Source organism: Caulobacter sp. GW821-FHT05F04, assembly GCF_059419665.1.
Genome location: NZ_JBWKSF010000002.1, coordinates 110,302 through 128,912 on the forward strand (window position 1 = coordinate 110,302; position 18,611 = coordinate 128,912).

Sequence of the window (18,611 nt, forward strand, 5' to 3'; positions counted from 1 at the left end):
GGATATCTCGAAGATCAGTATTCGCGGCGGATCTCGCCCGAACCGCTGATCTCGCTGGTCACCGTCTTGGGTTCGGTGCGCAGCTCGACGTCGCCGCTGCCGGAGATGTTGATCCTGGCCTTGTTGGTGGCGAACAGGGCGCCGCCGCCGCTGCCCGAGACGTCGAACACCGCGTCCTTGGCCTTCAGGTCGGTCAGGTTGACGTAGCCCGAGCCCGAATTGTCGACCGCGATGGTCTCGACCCGGCCGGCGGCCTCGACGTCGCCGCTGCCGCTGACCGACACGGCGAAGGCCGGGTGGTCGTACTTGCGGACCTCCAGGTCGCCCGAACCGCGGACGTCGAACCTGGTGACGTCCGGGGCGATGACCGTGATCCTCACCCGATCGGAGTCGCTTTCGACATGCACGCCGAACGCGTTGATCGTGATGCTGTCATGGTCGACGCCGTCGTTGTCGCCCAGGGTGATGCGGCCGCCTTCGACGCGCAGGCGGTCGATATAGCTCCTGGGTCCCGAGGCGACGATCTTGGCCTCGGCGCCCTGAACGAAGACCACGTCGACCGGCAGGTCGATGATCAGCTCGTCCTTGCCCGTCCAGGCGAAGGTGCGGTCGACGCTGGGCTCGGCGTGCCGGCCCTGGACGAAGTGCCGTCCAGTGCGGACCACCTTGCCGTTCTCGCGGATGACGATGGTCTCGTCATGCTCCAGCGGCAGGGTCCAGCCGTTCTTGAGAATGTCGGGGCCGGCGAGAGCCGCCACCCCGGCGAAGCAGCCGACGGCGAGCACGAAGCTGGCCCCGGCGACGATGAGCGTATTGCGGATCAACATTGTCCCCTCCTAATGCCGCTCAGGCTTGGTCCATGGCCGGCTTCAGCAGCCGGAAGTGAAGGCGGGCGTACCAGACGACCGCGTTGAAGACCCCGACGGTGGCCAGCGTCAGCAGGGCGCCGAGGCAGGTGGCCACGCCCATCATGCCGAGACCCGCCAGGAAGGCGGTGAGCGGGCCCCCGGGCGGTCCGGTCAGCGGGCCGGCGGCGAAGACGAAGCCGCCCGCGATGAAGATGGTCACGACCGCGACCAGCATCCCGAACAGAACGCCCAGCACGCCCATCAGCAGGGGCAGCAGGAACATCACGTCCAGGGCCCCCAGGCCCAGCAGGGCCAGGACGGCGGCCAGGGCGTTGGAGGGGTTCTTCTTCTCCTCCCACTGCTTGAGACCGTTCTCGGCGCGCAGTTCGCGGGCCAGGCGGTCGGGATCGCCGAGGGCCGCCGCCGTTTCGGCCTCGCTGCGACCGGCGGCTTGCGCGTCGGCGAAGTGCGCCTCGTGATCGGCGACGATGTCGGCGATGGTGGTCACCGGCAGGCCGGCGAGACCCCGTCGCAGACGGGTGATGAACTCGGCGCGGTTCATGCGGCGGCTCCCACGATGTCGTTGACCGCTCGCGAGAACGCCGACCATTCGGCCCTCTGCTGCTCCAGGCTTTGACGCCCGGTGGTGGTCAAGCGGTAGTATTTGCGCGGCGGACCACTCTGGCTTTCAACCAGATAGGTCTCGACCAGGCCATCCGACTGCATGCGGCGCATCAGCGGATAGATCGTCCCTTCCCCCATATCGATGTCCCTCGTCAGCCTGCTGGCGATCTCGTAGGCGTAGCTGTCGGCGTGCGAGAGCAGGGCCAGCACGCACAGCGCCAGCACGCCTTTCTTCAGTTGGATTTCAATCGTTTCCGGCACGGCGTCCTTGCCTCCGTTGATGCTCTCTTCTACCGCCAGGTACTGAGTGGTGCAAGGTACCTACTCATGAATGATACGTAATGATGCGGACGGAGGTTTTCGGGCTTGATGAGAATGGTTCTTGACTGGAGCGGCCCCAGGCCGGGATTACGGGCAATCCCATGCCGCGCGCGTGGTCTCTGGCGCTTGGCAACCGCTAGGGATGCGCGTATGCAGCCTCCGGACCGATCCTCGGGGCGGGCTGACGTCGACGCGCGATTCTACGAGCGCGAAGTCGATTGTGGAGCGCTCCGGGATTGTAATATGCAAGTCGGCGCGGCGCGGCCTTGATCGGGCTCAAAAACCGCCGCTGAAACGGGCCGTGAGGGATATGAAGGCGCAATTTTCGGGGATTCGGCGGATCATGACGGGCGCGTCCGCCCTCGCCGCCGCAATGGTGTTTTCTGGGATGCTCGCGGGGAACGCCCTCGCCGAGGATCTGCTGGGCCAGCCGACGCCGGGGGCCATTGACCTTCAGCCGGCCGCCTCGGTCCTGAAGCACGACGCTATCCGCTTCCACAACCTGGTGCTGATGCCGATCATCACGGCCATCACCCTGCTGGTTCTGGGCCTGCTGATCTGGATCATCGTTCGCTACAATAAGAAGGCGAACCCGGTTCCGGCGAAGTTCAGCCACAACACCACGATCGAGATCATCTGGACGGTGTTCCCCGTCCTGATCCTGATGGTCATCGCCATCTTCTCGTTCCGCCTGCTGTTCGCCTATAACAACATGCCCAAGCCCTACATGACCGTGAAGGCCACGGGCTATCAGTGGTACTGGGGCTACGAGTACCCGGACCAGAAGATCAGCGAGATCGTGTCGCTGCCGCTGACCAAGGAACAGGCCGACGCCAAGAAGGTCCCGTACCTGCTGGCCGCCGACAAGGCGATGGTCGTTCCCGTCAATCAGGTCGTCCGCGTCCAGGTCACCGGCGCCGACGTGATCCACGCCTTCGCCCTGCCGGCCTTCGGCCTGAAGATCGACGCCATCCCGGGCCGCCTGAACGAAACCTGGTTCAAGGCCGAGAAGACCGGCGTCTATTACGGCCAGTGCTCGGAACTCTGCGGCGTTGACCACTCGAACATGCCGATCGAGATCCGCGTGGTCTCGCAAGGCGAGTTCGACGCCTGGGTCAAGGAGAAGGTCGCTCCGCCGGCTCCGGCCGCCGCGCCGGCCGCTCCGGCGGACGCCGCCGTGACCCCCGCTTCGGCTCCCGCCCCCGCTTCCGCTCCGGCCGCGGCTCCCGCCGCGCCGGCGGCCTAAGATACGATCGTAGGATAGAAGTCCGATGGCTCACGCCGCAGACACTCACGACGCGCACGGCGGTCATGACGACGCCGACCACAAGCCGCCCTTCATCGCCCGCTGGTTCTTCTCGACGAACCACAAGGACATCGGCACCCTGTACATCCTGTTCGCCATCATGGCGGGCATCGTCGGCGGGGCCCTGTCGGGCCTGATCCGCTGGGAGCTGATGGAGCCGGGCATCCAGGTGTTCTCGGACACCGGCATGCTGGCGCAGATGGGCATCTTCAAGGGCAAGCACGGCTACAACGCCGTGGTCACCGCCCACGCCCTGATCATGATCTTCTTCATGGTCATGCCCGCCATGATCGGCGGCTTCGGCAACTGGTTCGTCCCGATCATGATCGGCGCGCCGGACATGGCCTTCCCGCGGATGAACAACATCTCGTTCTGGCTGCTGGTCGCCGCCTGGGTCCTGCTGGTCACCTCGATGTTCGTCGACGGCGGTCCCGGCCACGGCTTCGGCGGCGGCTGGACGATCTATCCGCCGCTCTCGACCATCGGCCACAAGGGTCCGGCCATGGACCTGGCGATCCTCTCGCTCCACCTGGCCGGCGCTTCGTCGATCCTGGGCGCGATCAACTTCATCACCACGATCTTCAACATGCGCGCGCCGGGCATGACCCTGCACCGCATGCCGCTGTTCGCCTGGTCGGTGCTGATCACCGCCTTCCTGCTGCTGCTGTCGCTGCCCGTCCTGGCCGGCGCCATCACCATGCTGCTGACCGACCGTAACTTCGGCACCCACTTCTTCGACCCGGCCGCCGGCGGCGACCCCGTCATGTTCCAGCACCTGTTCTGGTTCTTCGGTCACCCGGAAGTGTACATCCTGATCCTGCCCGGGTTCGGCATCATCAGCCACATCGTCTCGACCTTCTCCAAGAAGCCGGTCTTCGGCTACCTGGCGATGGCCTACGCCATGGTCGCCATCGGCTTCGTCGGCTTCGTCGTGTGGGCGCACCACATGTACACGGTCGGCATGAGCATCAACCTGCGCGCCTATTTCGTGGCCGCCACGATGATCATCGCCGTCCCGACGGGCGTGAAGATCTTCAGCTGGATCGCCACGATGTGGGGCGGTTCGCTGGACTTCAAGACGCCCATGCTGTGGGCGATGGGCTTCATCTTCCTGTTCACCGTCGGCGGCGTGACCGGCGTGGTCCTGTCGAACGCCGGCATCGACTACAGCCTGCACGACACCTACTACGTGGTCGCCCACTTCCACTACGTGCTGTCTCTGGGCGCCGTCTTCGCCATCTTCGCGGGCTTCTACTACTGGTTCGAGAAGATGTGGGGCGTGAAGTACAACGAGTTCCTCGGCTGCGCCCACTTCTGGGTGATGTTCGTCGGCGTGAACCTGATCTTCTTCCCGCAGCACTTCCTCGGCCTGCAAGGCATGCCGCGTCGCTACGTCGACTATCCGGATGCCTTCACGAAGTGGAACTACGTCTCGACGGTCGGTTACATGATCACCGTCGTCGCCGTCGGCATCTTCATGATCATGCTGCTGGAAGCCGCGATCCGTCGCCGCCCGGCGGAAGCCAACCCGTGGGGCGAAGGCGCCACGACGCTGGAATGGACCCTGTCCTCGCCGCCGCCGTTCCACCAGTTCAGCGAACCGCCGGTGATCAAGGAAGACGGCCACCACTAAGGCCGGCTTCCGGGTTTGACCTGAAGCAAAAAGGGGCGCGGTCAGGATCCTTAAGGGTCCGGGCCGCGCCCTTCGCCCATTCAAGACCGATATGTTCACCCCGATGTCGAAGACCCTCGCCATGGCCCCGGAGACCGTTCAGCCCGACACGTCGCAGCCAGACCTGTCTCAGGCCGCGCGTTGGCAGGACTACTTCCAGCTGATGAAGCCGCGCGTCATGTCGCTGGTGGTGTTCACGGGCCTGACGGGCCTGCTGGCCGCCCGCGCGCCGATCCATCCGGTCCTGGGCGCCATCGCGGTGCTGTGCATCGCCGTCGGGGCCGGCGCCTCGGGCGCGCTGAACATGTGGTACGACGCCGACATCGATCAGCAGATGCGCCGCACGCGCGGCCGTCCGGTCCCGGCCGGCAAGGTCAAGGGCGAGGAGGCCGCCTCGCTGGGCGTCGTGCTCTCGCTCCTGTCGGTGATGTTCCTGGGTTTCGCGATCAACTGGTTCGCGGCCGCCCTGCTGGCCTTCACCATCGTCTTCTACGCCGTCGTCTACACGATGTGGCTCAAGCGCTGGACGGCGCAGAACATCGTCATCGGCGGTCTGGCCGGCGCCCTGCCGCCCGCCATCGGCTGGGCCGCGGCCACGGGCTCGGCCCCGCTGAACGCCTGGCTGATGGTCGCCATCATCTTCTTCTGGACCCCGCCGCACTTCTGGGCGCTGTCGCTGTACGTCACCACGGACTACGCCAAGGCCGGGGTGCCGATGCTGCCGGTGGTCAAGGGCGCCAAGGAAACCCGCAAGCAGATCCTGATCTACAGCCTGATCCTGATCCCGATCTGCCTGGCGCCGGTGCTGACCGGCCTGGGCGGTCCGATCTACCTGGCCGTGGCCGGTCTGGGCGGCGCGGTGTTCCTGATCCTCGCCTGGCGCGTTTTCGCCAGCAAGGCGGGCGACGCGGCCGACCCGCGCGTGACCGACCGCGCCCTCTATGAGGTCACCGAGGACGAGAAGGCAGCCGGCTCGAAAGCCGCCCGCAACCTGTTCGCCTTCTCGATCCTCTATCTTTTCGCGATGTTCGCCGCCCTGCTGGGCGAAGCCGTGTCGGGCGTGCGCGCCCTGGAGCTGCTCAAGTGAATCAACCCCTAGACACTCAAGCCAACAGGGACGCCGCCAAGAAGGCGCGGGACGGGCGCAACATCGCGCTCGGCCTGGGCCTCGTGGCCTTCGTCATCATGGTGTTCGTTGTCACCCTCGTGAGGCTCGGCGCCAATGTCGCCCACCCGCACCCCTAAGAAACGCACCCCCAAGGCGGACCTGACCCCGCAAGAGCAGGCCGCGCGCCGCAACGGCAAGGTGGCGCTGATCTGCGCCGCCGCCTTCTTCGGCATGGTTGGCGCGGCCTATGCGGCCGTCCCGCTGTACAAGCTGTTCTGCCAGGCGACCGGTTTCGACGGCACGGTCCGCAGGGCCGAGGCCAAGCCGGACAAGATTCTAGATCGCAAGGTCACCATCCGCTTCGACGCCAATATCCGCGAGCTGCCCTGGAAATTCCAGGCGCTGCAGTCCAGCCAGGACGTGCGGATCGGCGAGACGGGCCTGGCCTTCTTCAAGGTCACCAACCCCACCGACAAGCCGATGACCGGCCGGGCGCTCTACAATGTCGTGCCGGAGTCGGCGGGGCCGTATTTCCAGAAGCTGGAGTGCTTCTGCTTCACCAGCCAGACGATCCAGCCCCACCAGACGGTGGAGTTCCCGGTCGTCTACTTCGTGGATCCGCAATACGTGAAGGATCCCGAGACCGTCGGAAAGAACGAGATCACGCTCAGCTACACGTTCTTCCCCGCCGTCGACGACGGCAAGAAGACCAAAGTTGCGGCGGCGGCGACGCCTCGCATCGTGGAACCCCTTGGCGGCGCACCGTCGAGAGGGCTATAGCGTTTCACAACGACCACGGCGCGGGGGACCAGCGACCGTGATCAGAGGGATATAAGGGTTAGCAGCAACATGGCCGGCGCCGTCAAACACGACTACCACATCCTTCCGCCCAGCCCGTGGCCCTTCGTGGGCTCGGCCGCAGCCACCGTCATGGCCATCGGCCTGATCGGCTGGATCAAGGGCGGCGTTCTCGGCATCGAGAAGGGCAACTGGGCCATCTTCGCCGCCGGCATCGCGGGCGTGCTCTACACCATGTTCGGCTGGTGGTCGGACGTGGCCAAGGAAGCCAAGGCCGGCGACCACACCCCGGTCGTCTCGATCGGCCTGCGCTACGGCATGATCCTGTTCATCGCCTCGGAAGTCATGTTCTTCGTGGCGTGGTTCTGGATGTTCTTCGAGATGGCGCTGTTCCATCATCACCGCACCCTGTCGGCGATCGAGGAAGTCCGCACCGCCTGGGCCACCTGGCCGCCCGCCGGCGTCGAGACCGTCTCGCCCTGGCACCTGCCGCTGGTCAACACCCTGACCCTGCTGCTCTCGGGCACCACGGTCACCTGGGCGCACCACGCGCTGCAGGTCGGCGACCGCAAGGGCGCCAAGTGGGGTCTGATCCTGACCATCCTGCTGGGCGTGCTGTTCACGACCATCCAGATCTACGAGTACAGCCACATCAACCACGAGAAGCTGTTCTACTCGGAAGCCGCCGTGAACTCGGGCCTCTATGGCTCGACCTTCTTCCTGGCCACCGGCTTCCACGGCTTCCACGTGTTCGTCGGCACCCTGTTCCTGCTGGTCTGCCTGATCCGCCTGATGAACGGCGCCTTCACGCCCAAGCAGCACTTCGGCTTCGAAGCGGCGGCCTGGTACTGGCACTTCGTGGACGTGGTCTGGCTGTTCCTGTTCGCGTTCATCTACGTGATCTTCGGGGCCTCGCCCCACTAGAGCCCTCATGAGAGGGCTCTAGCCTCAAAGTTTGAGCGCGGCGACGCGCTCGGGGGTCGCAAGATCCTGAGGGGCCCGGAGCGCGGATCAGCGTTCCGGGCCTTTTTCGTTTCGGAGGCCCGCACCCATGACCCCTTCTTCCACCCACAAGACCAATCCCTACGCCGCCGGCGCGCGCGGCCTCTGCCCCAACTGCGGCGAGGGCCATCTGTTCGAGGGCTTCCTCAAGTTGGCGCCATCCTGCGAGGCCTGCGGCTTCGACCTGAGCAAGTTCGAGACCGGCGACGGGGCGGCGACCTTCGTCATCCTGATCGCCGGATCGGTCTGCGCCTTCGGGGCGCTGTTTTCGATGTTCGCCTGGAACTGGCCGATCTGGGCGCTGCTGGTCGTCTGGTTGCCCGCGGTCGTGATCATTAGCCTGGGCCTCATGCGCCCGGCCAAGGGGCTGATGGTCGCCTCCCAGGTCGCCCACAAGGCCTCGGAAGCTGGTCGCGACCATGTCTGAGTCCGCGGCCAGGAAGTCCGGCTTCCCGATCGGCCTGACGATCGCCACGGGGATCGCCTTCGCCATCCTCTGCGGCCTGGGCGCCTGGCAGGTCCAGCGCCTGCATTGGAAGCAAGGCATACTGGCGCGGATCGAGGTCCTGAAGACGGCGCCGGCCTTGCCGCTGATCCAGGTGCTGACGGCCGAGGCCCGCGCCAAGGACCTGGCCTGGACCCGGGTGAGCGTCGACTGTGGCGACGTCGCCGGCCAGCCCCTGCCGCTGGTCTATGGCGTTCGCGACGGCGACGTGGTCTGGCGCGCCCAAGCCCCCTGCGCTGTCCTGGCCGGTCCCTACAACATGATCCTTGTGGACCGTGGCGTCGTCCCCGCCCTGACCGGGCAGGTGGCGCCGCCGCCGCGGTCCTTCGACACGCCGCGTCGGGTGGTCGGCGTGCTGATGCCGATCAAGCAACTGGGCGGTGACCGGGCCGAGGTCCTGAAGCGCTTTCCCGGCCGCCAACCCGCGCCGCTGGTGTTGATGGCCGAGAGCGAGGCCCCCGCGCCGGCCGGAATCACCCCCGCGCCGCTGCCGGCAGAAATTTCCAATCGGCACCTGGAATACGCCCTGACGTGGTTCGGTCTTGCCGTAACCCTGCTGTTTATCTATGCCGCCATGCTCTGGCGGAGAGTGAGACCCTGATGCGCTACGTGTCGACCCGCGGCCAGTCCGCGCCCATCGGCTTCCTGGATGCGGTGCTGGCCGGCCTGGCCCCCGACGGCGGCCTGTACGTGCCCAACGAGTGGCCCAGCTTCTCGGCGGCCGAGATCGCGAGCTTCGCGGGCCAGCCCTATGCCCAGGTGGCCGCCGCCGTGGTCGGCAAGTTCGTCGGCGACGACATCCCAGCCGAGGACCTGCTCAACATGTGCGAGGAGGCCTACGCCACCTTCGCCCACACCGCTGTCACGCCGCTGAAGCAGCTGACCCCGAACCGCTACCTGCTGGAGCTGTTCCACGGCCCGACCCTGGCGTTCAAGGACGTCGCCATGCAGCTGCTGGGCCGGCTGTACGACTACGTGCTGGAACGCCAGTCGCGGAAGATGACCATCATCTGCGCCACCTCGGGCGACACCGGCGGCGCGGCCGTCGAGGCGTTCCGGGGCCGCAAGAACGCCCGCATCGTCGCCCTCTTCCCGGAAGGCCGCATCAGCGAGGTGCAGCGCCGGTTCATGACCACGGCCGTCGACGCCAATGTGGCCTGCATCTCGGTGCTGGGGTCGTTCGACGACTGCCAGGCCATCGTCAAGCAGGCCTTCCAGGACGACCAGTTCCGCCACGCCGTCGATCTGTCGGGCGTCAACTCGATCAACTGGGCGCGGATCGCGGCCCAGAGCGTCTACTACTTCACCTCGGCCGTCGCGCTAGGCGCTCCGAACCGCGAGGTCGCCTTCGTGGTGCCCACGGGGAATTTCGGCGACGCCTACGCCGCCTTCGTGGCCAAGAAGCTGGGCCTGCCGATCCACTCGGTGACCGCCGCCACCAATTCCAACGACATCCTGGCGCGCGCCATCGAGACCGGCCGCTATGCGCGCGGCGCCGTGGCCGCGACCCAGAGCCCGGCCATGGACATCCAGGTCGCCAGCAACTTCGAGCGCCTCTATTTCGAAGCGGTCCGCCGCGACGGCACCGAGACCGGTCGGGCCTTCCGCGCCTTCGCCGACACCGGCTTGCTGGACATCCCGCCGGGCGCCCACGCCTGGATGCGCGAGCTTTTCCGCGGCGCCTCGGTCAGTGAAGCCGACACCGCCAAGACCATGCTCTCGACCCTGAACGAGACCGGCGAGGTCATCGACCCGCACACTGCCGTCGGCCTGGCCGCCGCGCGGGGCGTGGACGTCCCCGCCTCGGTCCCGGTGGTGGTGCTGTCGACCGCCCATCCGGCCAAGTTCCCCGAAGCGGTCCAGGCCGCCACGGGCCTTCTACCCCTGACCCCGCGCGCCACGCCGGACCTCTCCAAGAAGCCGGAAAAGTTCGAACGCCTGCCGGCCGACGGCGCGTCCATCAAGGCCTTCGTGCGGACCTTCGCGGCCAATACTTGAGGCTGGGCTAGTGTTTAGGCGCGCGAGCGCCTAGATACCGCCGCTCATGACCACGATCCTCCGCACCCTGCCCAATGGCGTCCGCGTCGTCTGTGACCCGATGCCGGGCCTCGAAACCCTGGCCCTTTCCGTCGTGGCGGGGCGCGGGGCCGCTTATGAGGATCCGGCGCGGTCGGGTTGGTCGCACTTGCTGGAGCACATGGTCTTCAAGGGCGCGGGCGGCCGCTCGGCTCGCGACATCGTCGAGGTCATCGAGAACCAGGGCGGCTCGGTCAACGCCGCGACCGGCTATGAGCGCACCAGTTTCCAGGTCCGGGCGCTGAAGGGCGGCCTGGATCTCGGCATGGACGTCATCGCCGACCTTGTCCGCCGCCCGACGCTCGATCCCGCCGACCTGACCCGCGAGAAGCAGGTCGTCGCCCAGGAGATCGCCGAGGCCGCCGACGCGCCCGACGACTATGTCTTCGACCTGATCCAGCGCGCCAGCTGGGGCGACCACCCGTTGGGCCGTCCGATCCTGGGCAGCGACGCCACGGTCGAGGCCGCCACGGTCGAGGCCCTGTCCGACTGGCGCGCCCAGCTCTACGCCGCCGACCGCCTGGTGGTCAGCGCCACGGGCGCGGTCGACGAGGCGGAGCTGATGGCCGCCGCCGAGCGCGCTTTCGGCGACCTGCCCGCCACGCCTGGCGCGCCCGTCCCGCAAGCCGCGGCCTTCATCGGCGGCCCGCGAGCCGAGACCCGCAAGCTGGAGCAGGCGCATCTGGTGTTCATGCTGCCGGCCTGCGGCGCGCGCGAGCGGGACTATTTCGCCCTGCGCATCTTCGCCGAGACCCTGGGCGGCGGCATGTCCTCGCGCCTGTTCCAGGAAGCCCGCGAGAAGCGCGGCCTCGCCTACAATATCGACGCCTATGCCGACACCTATGCCGACCACGGGGCGCTGGGCATCTATGCCGGCTGCGCGGCCGGCGACGCGGTCGAGACCGCCAAGGTCTGCGCCGAGGAACTGGTCAAGCTGGTCGAGCGCATCGACGACGCCGAGCTGGCCCGCGCCAAGGCCCAGCTGAAGGCGCACATGTTCATGGCCCGCGAGCAGCCGCTGTCGCGCGCCGAGCAGGGGGCCGGGCAGGTGTTGCTGTTCGACCGCCTCTATCCGCCGTCCGAACTGGCCGCGGAGGTCGATGCGGTGACTCCCGCCGACGTTGCGCGCCTGGGTCGGCGCCTGCTGGCCGGCCAGGCCGCCACCGCCGTGCTCGGCGCCAAGTCGGCGCTGAAGGCCGGCGAGGCGTTCGGCAAAGCATTGTCCCCCAAAAGCTGACATCGGAAGGTGACGGCCGTGATTGAGATCGAGCTTCGTCCTTGTCCGTCCTTCTACCGTTCCTGAAGACTCGCCCCCGCCTGCAGCTGGAGGGCCGCGCCGTCTATCTGCGGCCGCCGCGTCCGCAGGATCATCGCGCCTGGGCGGCCCTGCGCGCCCAGTCCCGATCTTTCCTGGAGCCGTGGGAGCCGACCTGGCCAGAACACGACCTGACCCGGGCCGCCTTTCGCGCCCGACTCAGCGCCTATGCCCGCGAGCTGGAGCTGGGCGAGGCCTATCCGTTCTTCATCTTTCGTCGTTCGGACAACGTCCTGGTCGGCGCCGTGCGACTTTTCCACGTGCGACGTGGCGTCGCTCAGACCGGCTCGATTGGATACTGGATCGGCCAGTCCTTTACTCGGCAAGGCTTGATGAGCGACGCCGTCCAGACCCTGATCCGCTTTGCTTTCAAGGGTCTGGATCTCCACAGACTTGAAGCCGCGTGCATGCCGCAGAACGCCGCCTCGGCCGCCCTGTTATTGAAATGTGGGTTTTCTGAGGAGGGATATGCGCCCGCTTATTTGAAAATTAACGGCGGTTGGCGAGATCATCGTCTGTTCGGCATGGTCGCGCCCGAGTAGCGCCGCGGCCCGATCGACGAGTTTTTGGGACGGGCATGTCTTTCAAGACCAGCGAACGACGGAACTGGGACACGACCGCCACGCTCGAGGCGTTGGGCGGCGCCGATGTCGCGCTGTGGATCTGGGAGCCCGAAGCCGATCGCCTCCGCCTGAATGGCGCCGCCCGCGCCCTGGGCCTGGGGCCGCTGGCCCCCGAATGTTCCTCCGCCGCCTTTCGCGCCTTGGCCTTGCCGCAGGACCGCGCGCAGGCCGAGGAAGTCCTCAAGCTGCGCGAGCCTGGCTGCGAGGTCATCGCCCGCTTCCGCGTGCGCGGCGGCGAGACTTGCCTGTGGCGGGGCGTCTGGCTGGAGGAGGGCGTCCGCGCCGCCGGCGTCGTCGCCCCCGAAACGAAATTCTCGGCCTCGGAGCGCTGCGAGCTCACAGGCCTGCTGGATCGCCGCAGCTTCATCGCCCGCGCCCGCGAGCGCCTGCAACAGGACGGGATGCACGAACTGGTCGTGGCCGACCTTGATCGCCTGCGCCGCCTGAACGAGGCCTTGGGCCACGAACGCGCCGACCTGGTCCTGGCCGCCCTCGGCTCCCGCCTGGCCGCCTCGTTCCCGGGCGACGCCCTGCTGGGCCGGATCGGCGAGGACGAGTTCGCCGTGCTGTGCGCGCCCAAGGGCTACGAGCCGGCCGAGATGCTGCGCTCGGCCCTGGAGCAGCCGTTGCGCGTGGCCGGGTTCGACATCCATCCGACCCTGTCGATCGGCGCCGTCTCCGCCGAGGGCGGCCTGGACGCTCCGGACGCTTGCGAACTGCTGCGTCGCGCCGAGCTGGCCGTCGAGGCCGCCGCCGCCGCCGGCCGTGGCGGGGCCGCCGCCTACGGCCGTTCGATGGAAACCGACGGCCTCTCGCGCCTGGCCCTGGAGGCCGACCTGCGGGGCGCCATCGCTCGCGGCGAGATCAAACCCTACTTCCAGCCGGTCGTGCGCCTGTCGACGGGCGCGCTGTCGGGCTTCGAGGCCCTGGCCCGCTGGATCCACCCGCGCCGGGGCATGCTGCCGCCCGACGAGTTCCTGCCGCTGATCGAAGAGATGGGGCTGATGAGCGAGCTCGGCGCGCACATGATGCACACCGCCGCCAAGCAGTTGGCCACGTGGCGCGACAGCCATCCGGCGATGGGCGCCCTGACCGTCAGCGTCAACCTGTCGACCGGCGAGATCGACCGTCCGGGCCTGGTCACCGACGTGGCCGAGACCCTGCGCGTCAACCGCCTGCCGCGCGGCGCCCTGAAGCTGGAAGTGACCGAAAGCGACATCATGCGCGACCCCGAGCGGGCCGCCGTGATCCTGAAGACCCTGCGCGAAGCCGGCGCCGGCCTGGCGCTGGACGACTTCGGCACCGGCTTCTCGTCGCTCTCGTACCTGACGCGCCTGCCGTTCGACACGCTGAAGATCGACCGCTACTTCGTCCGCACCATGGGCAGCAACGCCGGCTCGGCCAAGATCGTCCGCTCGGTCGTCAAGCTGGGCCAGGACCTGGATCTGGAAGTCGTGGCCGAGGGCGTCGAGAACGCCGAAATGGCCCATGCCCTGCAGTCGCTGGGCTGCGACTACGGCCAGGGCTTCGGCTACGCGCCGGCGCTGTCGCCGCAGGAGGCCGAGGTCTATCTGAACGAAGCCTATGTGGACGGCGCCGCGCCGGTGAAGGCGCGGGGCTAAGCCCGTCCCGCCGTCGCCGACAGGTGGTCGGCGGTGACGCCCAGCTTGGCCAGCGCCCGGGTCCACTTGTGTTCGTGGTCCTCGTCGAACAGCAGGGCCTCGTCGGCGTCGCAGATCAGCCAGACATTGTCGCGCAGCTCCTGCTCCAGCTGTCCCGGACCCCAGCCGGCATAGCCGAGGGCCAGCATCGCCTTGCGCGGGCGGTTGACGCTGGCCAGGGCGTCCAGCACGTCGCGGGTGGCGGTCAGGCTCAGGCCGTCGGCCACGGGCAGGGTCGAGTCCGGCGACATGAAATCGTCGGTGTGCAGCACGAAGCCCCGTTCGCGCTCCAGCGGGCCGCCCAGAAGCACCAGATCACTCGGGGCCTGGAGCCGTGACTTCACGCCCAGGCGTTCCAGCAGCTCGAACACGGTCAGGCCCTCGACCGGGCGGTTGACCGCCAGGCCCATGGCCTGGTCCTCGTCGTGGGCGCACAGATAGAGCACGGTGCGCTCGAAGCGCGGGTCCTCGATGCCGGGCATGGCCACCAGGAGCCGCCCGACCAGGAAATCGCCGTCATCCTCGCCATTGGGGCCGTCTTCGATGAAGGTGTCCATGATAAGAGCATTGGCTTTCGTCGTGACGGTTTCAAGTCGTTGAACGTTTCAAAGCGTGCTTGGCGTCCGCTCTCGCGAGGGATATTCGAGCAGGCGCGATTTCACACGCACACGAGGAAACACGGCCCATGGCGATCAAGGTTGGCGACACGCTGCCCGCGGCGACTTTCATGACCAGCACGGCCGAAGGGCCGGCGCCGATCACCACCGACGACATCTTCAAGGGCAAGACCGTCGCCCTGTTCGCCGTCCCCGGCGCCTTTACCCCGACCTGCTCGGCCAAGCACCTGCCGGGCTTCAAGGAGAAGGCCGCGGAACTCAAGGCCAAGGGCGTCGACACGATCGCCTGCGTCTCGGTCAACGACGTTTTCGTGATGAAGGCCTGGGGCAAGGACCAGGGCATCGACGGCGAGGTTTTGCTGCTGGCCGACGGCAATGGCGACTTCACCAAGTCGGTCGGCCTGGACTTCGACGGTTCGAAGTTCGGCATGGGCGAGCGCTCGCAGCGTTACTCGCTGATCGCCAAGGACGGCGTCGTGACCCAGCTGAACATCGAGGAAGCCGGCCAGTTCAAGGTCTCGTCGGCCGAGTACCTGCTCGAGCAGCTGTAAGATCCGAAGGGCGCGGCGGCCCCGCCGCCGCGCCTTTTATTCTTTGACTATGGCCTCGTGCAGCGCCTGGATCCGCTTGTTGAGCGCCCCCAGGTCCTCGCCCTCCATGCCCGACCGCTCCAGCAGCATGTCGTTCAGGCATCCCGAGCGGCCAAGCAGGGCGCGTCCAGCCTCCGTCATCGTCACCTCGACACGGCGCTCGTCCTCGAGCCCGCGCCGCCGCGCGACCAGACCGGCGGCCTCCAAGCGTTTGACCAGCGGCGTCACGGTGCTGGACTCCAGGTCCAGCCGTTCGGCTATGCCGCCGATCGTGATCCCCCCTCCTTTGCCTTCAGGCGCCTCGCCCAGCACGTTCAGCACCAGGTACTGCGGATAGGTCAGGCCCAGCGCGTCGAGCAGGGGCTTGTAGGCCCGCGTGATCGCCATGCTGGTGGCGTACAGGGTGAAGCAGATCTGCTGATCCATAGGGTATGGGCGTGGGGTTTTCGTCGTCATGGATCCTTCCTATCACGAAAAATGATGTCGCGATAAATAAAATGATGGACAGGGCCGCCGCCGCGGTTTAGATCGCTACTTGTTGTCGCGATAACAATTATCGCGGTTAGAAAATGAGGGTTGATCCATGAGCCAGTCGAACCAAGCTTCCCGTCGCGGCGTGATGACCGCCGGCTTCGGTCTCGCCGCCGTGGCGGCCGCCTCGCTGGGCCAGAGCGCCCAGGCCGCGACCCCGAAGGCCGCCGTCGCCACGCCGCATGCCGCCAACCGTTCGCAAAGCGGCTTCGTCACCACCCAGGACGGCGTCCAGATCTTCTACAAGGACTGGGGTCCGAAGGACGCCCAGCCTGTCGTCTTCCACCACGGATGGCCGCTCAGCGCCGACGACTGGGACGCCCAGATGATGTTCTTCCTGGGCAAGGGCTATCGCGTGATCGCTCACGACCGTCGCGGCCATGGCCGGTCGACCCAGACCGACATCGGCAACGAGATGGACACCTATGCCGCCGACGTCATCGCCCTGGCCGACCACTTGGACCTGAAGAACGCCATCCACGTCGGCCACTCGACCGGCGGCGGCGAGGTCGCTCACTATGTGGCCCGCGCCAAGCCGGGCCGCGTCGCCAAGGCCGTACTGATTGGCGCGGTGCCGCCGATCATGCTGAAGACCCCGGCCAATCCGGGCGGTCTGCCGATCGAGGTGTTCGACGGGTTCCGCTCGGCCCTGCTGGCCAATCGCGCCCAGTTCTTCCGTGACATCCCGGAAGGTCCGTTCTTCGGCTTCAATCGTCCGGGCGCCAAGATCAGCCGGGGCCTGATCGACAACTGGTGGCGCCAGGGCATGATGGGCGGGGCCAAGGCCCACTATGACTGCATCAAGGCCTTCTCCGAGACCGACTTCACGCCGGATCTCAAGAAGATCGACGTGCCGGTCCTGATCATGCACGGCGAAGACGACCAGATCGTCCCGATCGCCGACAGCGCCCACTTGGCCATCAAGCTTCTGAAGAAGGGGACGCTGAAGACCTATCCGGGCCTGCCGCACGGCATGGCGTCCACGCACCCGGAGGTGATCAACGCCGACCTGCTGGCGTTCTTCAAGGCGTAGGCCTGAACGCGCAAGAAAACGGTGTCATCCCGGGCGGCGTAGCCGACCCGGGACCCAGGGGCCGGCGCACCGCCGCTGGCCCCTGGGTCCCGGCTCTCCGCTTCGCTGCGGCCGGGATGACACGCTTTGTTGTCAGGCCCCCAGCACCTCGGGCGTCATCGCCTCCAGGTCGGCCGCGCCCAGCATGACGCTGGCCGCCGCGCCGGGAACCTGAGCCAGCACACTCTCGGCGAAGACGCGGGCCAGAGCCCGCTTGCTCTCGGCCCAGGCCGCGTCGGCTTCGCCCGAGGCCGCCAGGGCGCCCTTGGCCAGCATCCACCCGCCGACGACATCGCCCATCAGCTTCAGATAGGCCGTGGCGCCGGAGAGGGCGTCGGGCATCGACTTGGTCCGGCGCTCGACCAGCCAGGCGGTGGCCGAGGCGGCGGCGTCCAGGGCGGCGCCCAGGCGCAGGCCGACGGCCTTCAGCGCCGAAGCGTTGAGGGCGTCGATGGTGTCGCGGATGTCGTCCATCAGGTCAGCCACGGCCTGGCCTTCGCCCATCGTCAGCTTGCGGCCCACGAGATCGATGGCCTGGATGCCGTTCGTGCCCTCGTAGATCGGGGCGATGCGGGCGTCGCGATAGTGCTGGGCCGCGCCGGTCTCCTCGATGAAGCCCATGCCGCCGTGAATCTGCAGCCCTTGCGAGGCGACCCAGACGCCGACATCGGTCGACCAGGCCTTGGCGATCGGGGTCAGCAGTTCCTCGCGCAGCTTGGCGCTCGTGCGGGTCGCCTCGTCGGCGGCGGCGCGCGACAGATCGGCGGCGACGGCGGTCGACAGGCAGATGCCGCGCGCGGCTTCGATATGGGCCTTCATCAGCACCAGCGAGCGGCGCACGTCCGGATGGTCGAACAGGCGCGAGGGATAGGCGCCCGTCCAGGCCGAGCGGCCCTGGACGCGTTCCTGGCTGAAGTTCAGGGCCTGCTGGTAGGCGCGCTCGGCGATGGCTACGCCCTGGGCCCCGACCTGCAGACGGGCGGCGTTCATCATCACGAACATGTTGGGCAGGCCCTGGCCCAGGCCGCCGACCAGCTCGGCCTTGGCGCCCTCGAACAGCATCACGCAGGTGGGCGAGCCGTGGATGCCCAGCTTGTGCTCCAGCCCGCCCACGCGCAGGGCGTTGGCCTCGCCCAGCTTGCCGTCGGCGTCGACCAGCACCTTGGGGGCCAGGAACAGCGAGATGCCCTTCACGCCGGGAGGCGCATCGGGCGTGCGGGCCAGGATCAGGTGGACGATATTGTCGGCCGCATCGTGGTCGCCCCAGGTGATGAAGATCTTCTGGCCGGTGATCTTCCAGCCGCCGGCGCCATCGGGGGTGGCCATCGTGGTCAGGGCGGCCAGGTCGGAACCGGCCTGCGGCTCGGTCAGGTTCATGGTCCCTGTCCATTCGCCGGAGATCAGCTTGGGCAGGTAGGTGTGCTTCTGGCTGTCCGTGCCGCACAGCTCCAGGGCCTCGATGGCCCCCAGGCTCAGCATCGGGCAGAGGCCAAAGGCCATGTTCGACGCCTGAATCATTTCCAGCACCGCGACTTCGAGTGTCTTGGGCAGGCCCTGGCCGCCGTGCTCGACCGGCGCGGCCAGGCTGGCCCAGCCGCCTTGCGCGAACTGCTTGTAGGCGTCGGCGAAGCCGGGGGCGGAGCGGACCACGCCGTTCTCCAGCCGGGCGCCGACCTGATCACCGCCCCGGTTCAGCGGAGCCAGCACGTCGGCGGCGAAGGCGCCGGCCGCTTCCAGCACCGCCGTCACCGTGTCGGCGTCGGCCTCGGGAAAGGCGTCGGCCAGCCGCCCGAAGTCCGCCGCATGCCGCAGCGAGAAGGCGAGGTCACGGACGGGGGCGCGATAGGTCATGGCCGACAAGCTCCAGAGGATCGGCGATCTGTTTAGGCGGGGTGACGCAACGTCGCCAAGCCATCCCCGTCTTTATGGCGAAGATCACGGC

General features: G+C 67.6%; 20 protein-coding genes and 1 pseudogene. 14 read left to right on the plus strand and 7 right to left on the minus strand.

Annotated elements, in window-relative coordinates:
• Nucleotides 1–14: 14 nt before the first annotated feature.
• Genes AC07R7_RS04945 through AC07R7_RS04955 form a run of 3 tightly spaced genes read right to left on the minus strand, consistent with a single transcriptional unit; the run spans nucleotide 15 to nucleotide 1,733 of the window.
• Nucleotides 15–827, minus strand: a complete 813-nt coding sequence (locus tag AC07R7_RS04945) for a GIN domain-containing protein (protein ID WP_494634353.1) — start codon at nucleotides 825–827, stop codon at nucleotides 15–17.
• Between the two features lie 19 nt (nucleotides 828–846).
• Nucleotides 847–1,410 carry a DUF1700 domain-containing protein gene (locus AC07R7_RS04950; RefSeq protein WP_125155027.1) on the minus strand — a complete coding sequence of 188 codons (564 nt, stop codon included), beginning with the start codon at nucleotides 1,408–1,410 and terminating at the stop codon, nucleotides 847–849.
• Entirely contained in the window at nucleotides 1,407–1,733 is a 327-nt protein-coding gene (locus AC07R7_RS04955) for a PadR family transcriptional regulator (RefSeq protein ID WP_492837456.1), read from the minus strand. The genes AC07R7_RS04950 and AC07R7_RS04955 overlap by 4 nt, the downstream gene beginning before the upstream one ends.
• A 370-nt stretch (nucleotides 1,734–2,103) precedes the next feature.
• Between AC07R7_RS04955 and coxB the strand changes: the two genes are divergently transcribed.
• The 12 genes from coxB to AC07R7_RS05015 all read left to right on the plus strand — a co-directional run bounded on the left by coxB (nucleotide 2,104) and on the right by AC07R7_RS05015 (nucleotide 13,820).
• Nucleotides 2,104–3,039, plus strand: coding sequence for a cytochrome c oxidase subunit II (gene coxB / locus AC07R7_RS04960; protein ID WP_492888170.1), 936 nt, complete (start codon nucleotides 2,104–2,106; stop codon nucleotides 3,037–3,039).
• A 25-nt stretch (nucleotides 3,040–3,064) separates the two neighbouring features.
• Entirely contained in the window at nucleotides 3,065–4,732 is a 1,668-nt protein-coding gene (ctaD, locus tag AC07R7_RS04965) for a cytochrome c oxidase subunit I (protein WP_125155030.1), read from the plus strand.
• Between the two features lie 103 nt (nucleotides 4,733–4,835).
• Nucleotides 4,836–5,858 carry a heme o synthase gene (cyoE, locus tag AC07R7_RS04970; protein ID WP_494634354.1) on the plus strand — a complete coding sequence of 341 codons (1,023 nt, stop codon included), beginning with the start codon at nucleotides 4,836–4,838 and terminating at the stop codon, nucleotides 5,856–5,858.
• Nucleotides 5,855–6,016 carry a cytochrome c oxidase system small membrane protein gene (locus tag AC07R7_RS04975; RefSeq protein ID WP_099575476.1) on the plus strand — a complete coding sequence of 54 codons (162 nt, stop codon included), beginning with the start codon at nucleotides 5,855–5,857 and terminating at the stop codon, nucleotides 6,014–6,016. Before cyoE ends, AC07R7_RS04975 begins: the two co-directional genes overlap by 4 nt.
• A complete protein-coding gene (locus tag AC07R7_RS04980; protein ID WP_494634355.1) occupies nucleotides 5,994–6,659 on the plus strand; it encodes a cytochrome c oxidase assembly protein in 666 nt (221 codons plus the stop codon). The genes AC07R7_RS04975 and AC07R7_RS04980 overlap by 23 nt, the downstream gene beginning before the upstream one ends.
• Before the next feature lie 69 nt (nucleotides 6,660–6,728).
• Nucleotides 6,729–7,601, plus strand: coding sequence for a cytochrome c oxidase subunit 3 (locus AC07R7_RS04985; protein WP_494634356.1), 873 nt, complete (start codon nucleotides 6,729–6,731; stop codon nucleotides 7,599–7,601).
• Between the two features lie 127 nt (nucleotides 7,602–7,728).
• Nucleotides 7,729–8,106, plus strand: a complete 378-nt coding sequence (locus AC07R7_RS04990; RefSeq protein ID WP_494634357.1) for a DUF983 domain-containing protein — start codon at nucleotides 7,729–7,731, stop codon at nucleotides 8,104–8,106.
• Complete coding sequence (locus AC07R7_RS04995; RefSeq protein WP_492837451.1) at nucleotides 8,099–8,785, plus strand: SURF1 family protein; 687 nt, start codon at nucleotides 8,099–8,101, stop codon at nucleotides 8,783–8,785. Before AC07R7_RS04990 ends, AC07R7_RS04995 begins: the two co-directional genes overlap by 8 nt.
• Nucleotides 8,785–10,182: a threonine synthase gene (thrC, locus tag AC07R7_RS05000; protein WP_492888165.1), complete on the plus strand. Its 1,398-nt coding sequence runs from the start codon at nucleotides 8,785–8,787 to the stop codon at nucleotides 10,180–10,182. Before AC07R7_RS04995 ends, thrC begins: the two co-directional genes overlap by 1 nt.
• Before the next feature lie 46 nt (nucleotides 10,183–10,228).
• Complete coding sequence (locus AC07R7_RS05005) at nucleotides 10,229–11,497, plus strand: M16 family metallopeptidase (RefSeq protein ID WP_492888164.1); 1,269 nt, start codon at nucleotides 10,229–10,231, stop codon at nucleotides 11,495–11,497.
• A gap of 41 nt (nucleotides 11,498–11,538) precedes the next feature.
• A complete protein-coding gene (locus AC07R7_RS05010; RefSeq protein WP_494634358.1) occupies nucleotides 11,539–12,117 on the plus strand; it encodes a GNAT family N-acetyltransferase in 579 nt (192 codons plus the stop codon).
• Between the two features lie 35 nt (nucleotides 12,118–12,152).
• Nucleotides 12,153–13,820 (plus strand): putative bifunctional diguanylate cyclase/phosphodiesterase, encoded by a 1,668-nt coding sequence (locus AC07R7_RS05015; protein ID WP_492837447.1) that lies wholly within the window; start codon nucleotides 12,153–12,155, stop codon nucleotides 13,818–13,820.
• On the opposite strand, the gene AC07R7_RS05020 is transcribed toward AC07R7_RS05015, so the two are convergent.
• Nucleotides 13,817–14,416, minus strand: coding sequence for a YqgE/AlgH family protein (locus AC07R7_RS05020; protein ID WP_494634359.1), 600 nt, complete (start codon nucleotides 14,414–14,416; stop codon nucleotides 13,817–13,819). The two genes, AC07R7_RS05015 and AC07R7_RS05020, sit on opposite strands and share 4 nt — an antisense overlap.
• Before the next feature lie 128 nt (nucleotides 14,417–14,544).
• Here AC07R7_RS05020 and AC07R7_RS05025 point away from each other — a divergent pair, with 128 nt between their 5' ends.
• On the plus strand, nucleotides 14,545–15,027 hold the full coding sequence (locus AC07R7_RS05025; RefSeq protein WP_494634360.1) for a peroxiredoxin: 483 nt from the start codon (nucleotides 14,545–14,547) through the stop codon (nucleotides 15,025–15,027).
• 36 nt (nucleotides 15,028–15,063) lie between these two features.
• Here AC07R7_RS05025 and AC07R7_RS05030 read toward each other — a convergent pair whose 3' ends face one another.
• Entirely contained in the window at nucleotides 15,064–15,522 is a 459-nt protein-coding gene (locus AC07R7_RS05030) for a MarR family winged helix-turn-helix transcriptional regulator (protein WP_494634361.1), read from the minus strand.
• A 127-nt stretch (nucleotides 15,523–15,649) separates the two neighbouring features.
• Here AC07R7_RS05030 and AC07R7_RS05035 point away from each other — a divergent pair, with 127 nt between their 5' ends.
• On the plus strand, nucleotides 15,650–16,630 hold the full coding sequence (locus AC07R7_RS05035) for an alpha/beta fold hydrolase (RefSeq protein WP_494634362.1): 981 nt from the start codon (nucleotides 15,650–15,652) through the stop codon (nucleotides 16,628–16,630).
• A 14-nt stretch (nucleotides 16,631–16,644) separates the two neighbouring features.
• Here AC07R7_RS05035 and AC07R7_RS05040 read toward each other — a convergent pair.
• Nucleotides 16,645–16,758, minus strand: a pseudogene (locus AC07R7_RS05040) (hypothetical protein); the annotation flags it as partial.
• 4 nt (nucleotides 16,759–16,762) lie between these two features.
• Nucleotides 16,763–18,520, minus strand: a complete 1,758-nt coding sequence (locus tag AC07R7_RS05045; protein ID WP_494634363.1) for an acyl-CoA dehydrogenase family protein — start codon at nucleotides 18,518–18,520, stop codon at nucleotides 16,763–16,765.
• Nucleotides 18,521–18,611: the final 91 nt, after the last annotated feature.

Bases quoted from the DNA above. Each gene is read 5' to 3' on its own strand.
- AC07R7_RS04950 (WP_125155027.1), bottom strand. From the start codon at position 1,410: ATGAACCGCGCCGAGTTCATCACCCGTCTGCGACGGGGTCTCGCCGGC.
- AC07R7_RS05030 (WP_494634361.1), bottom strand. From the start codon at position 15,522: ATGACGACGAAAACCCCACGCCCATACCCTATGGATCAGCAGATCTGC.
- AC07R7_RS04990 (WP_494634357.1), top strand. From the start codon at position 7,729: ATGACCCCTTCTTCCACCCACAAGACCAATCCCTACGCCGCCGGCGCG.
- AC07R7_RS05015 (WP_492837447.1), top strand. From the start codon at position 12,153: ATGTCTTTCAAGACCAGCGAACGACGGAACTGGGACACGACCGCCACG.
- ctaD (WP_125155030.1), top strand. From the start codon at position 3,065: ATGGCTCACGCCGCAGACACTCACGACGCGCACGGCGGTCATGACGAC.
- AC07R7_RS04985 (WP_494634356.1), top strand. From the start codon at position 6,729: ATGGCCGGCGCCGTCAAACACGACTACCACATCCTTCCGCCCAGCCCG.
- AC07R7_RS05045 (WP_494634363.1), bottom strand. From the start codon at position 18,520: ATGACCTATCGCGCCCCCGTCCGTGACCTCGCCTTCTCGCTGCGGCAT.
- AC07R7_RS05025 (WP_494634360.1), top strand. From the start codon at position 14,545: ATGGCGATCAAGGTTGGCGACACGCTGCCCGCGGCGACTTTCATGACC.
- coxB (WP_492888170.1), top strand. From the start codon at position 2,104: ATGAAGGCGCAATTTTCGGGGATTCGGCGGATCATGACGGGCGCGTCC.
- AC07R7_RS05020 (WP_494634359.1), bottom strand. From the start codon at position 14,416: ATGGACACCTTCATCGAAGACGGCCCCAATGGCGAGGATGACGGCGAT.
- AC07R7_RS05005 (WP_492888164.1), top strand. From the start codon at position 10,229: ATGACCACGATCCTCCGCACCCTGCCCAATGGCGTCCGCGTCGTCTGT.
- AC07R7_RS04980 (WP_494634355.1), top strand. From the start codon at position 5,994: ATGTCGCCCACCCGCACCCCTAAGAAACGCACCCCCAAGGCGGACCTG.
- thrC (WP_492888165.1), top strand. From the start codon at position 8,785: ATGCGCTACGTGTCGACCCGCGGCCAGTCCGCGCCCATCGGCTTCCTG.
- cyoE (WP_494634354.1), top strand. From the start codon at position 4,836: ATGTCGAAGACCCTCGCCATGGCCCCGGAGACCGTTCAGCCCGACACG.
- AC07R7_RS04945 (WP_494634353.1), bottom strand. From the start codon at position 827: ATGTTGATCCGCAATACGCTCATCGTCGCCGGGGCCAGCTTCGTGCTC.
- AC07R7_RS05035 (WP_494634362.1), top strand. From the start codon at position 15,650: ATGAGCCAGTCGAACCAAGCTTCCCGTCGCGGCGTGATGACCGCCGGC.
- AC07R7_RS04995 (WP_492837451.1), top strand. From the start codon at position 8,099: ATGTCTGAGTCCGCGGCCAGGAAGTCCGGCTTCCCGATCGGCCTGACG.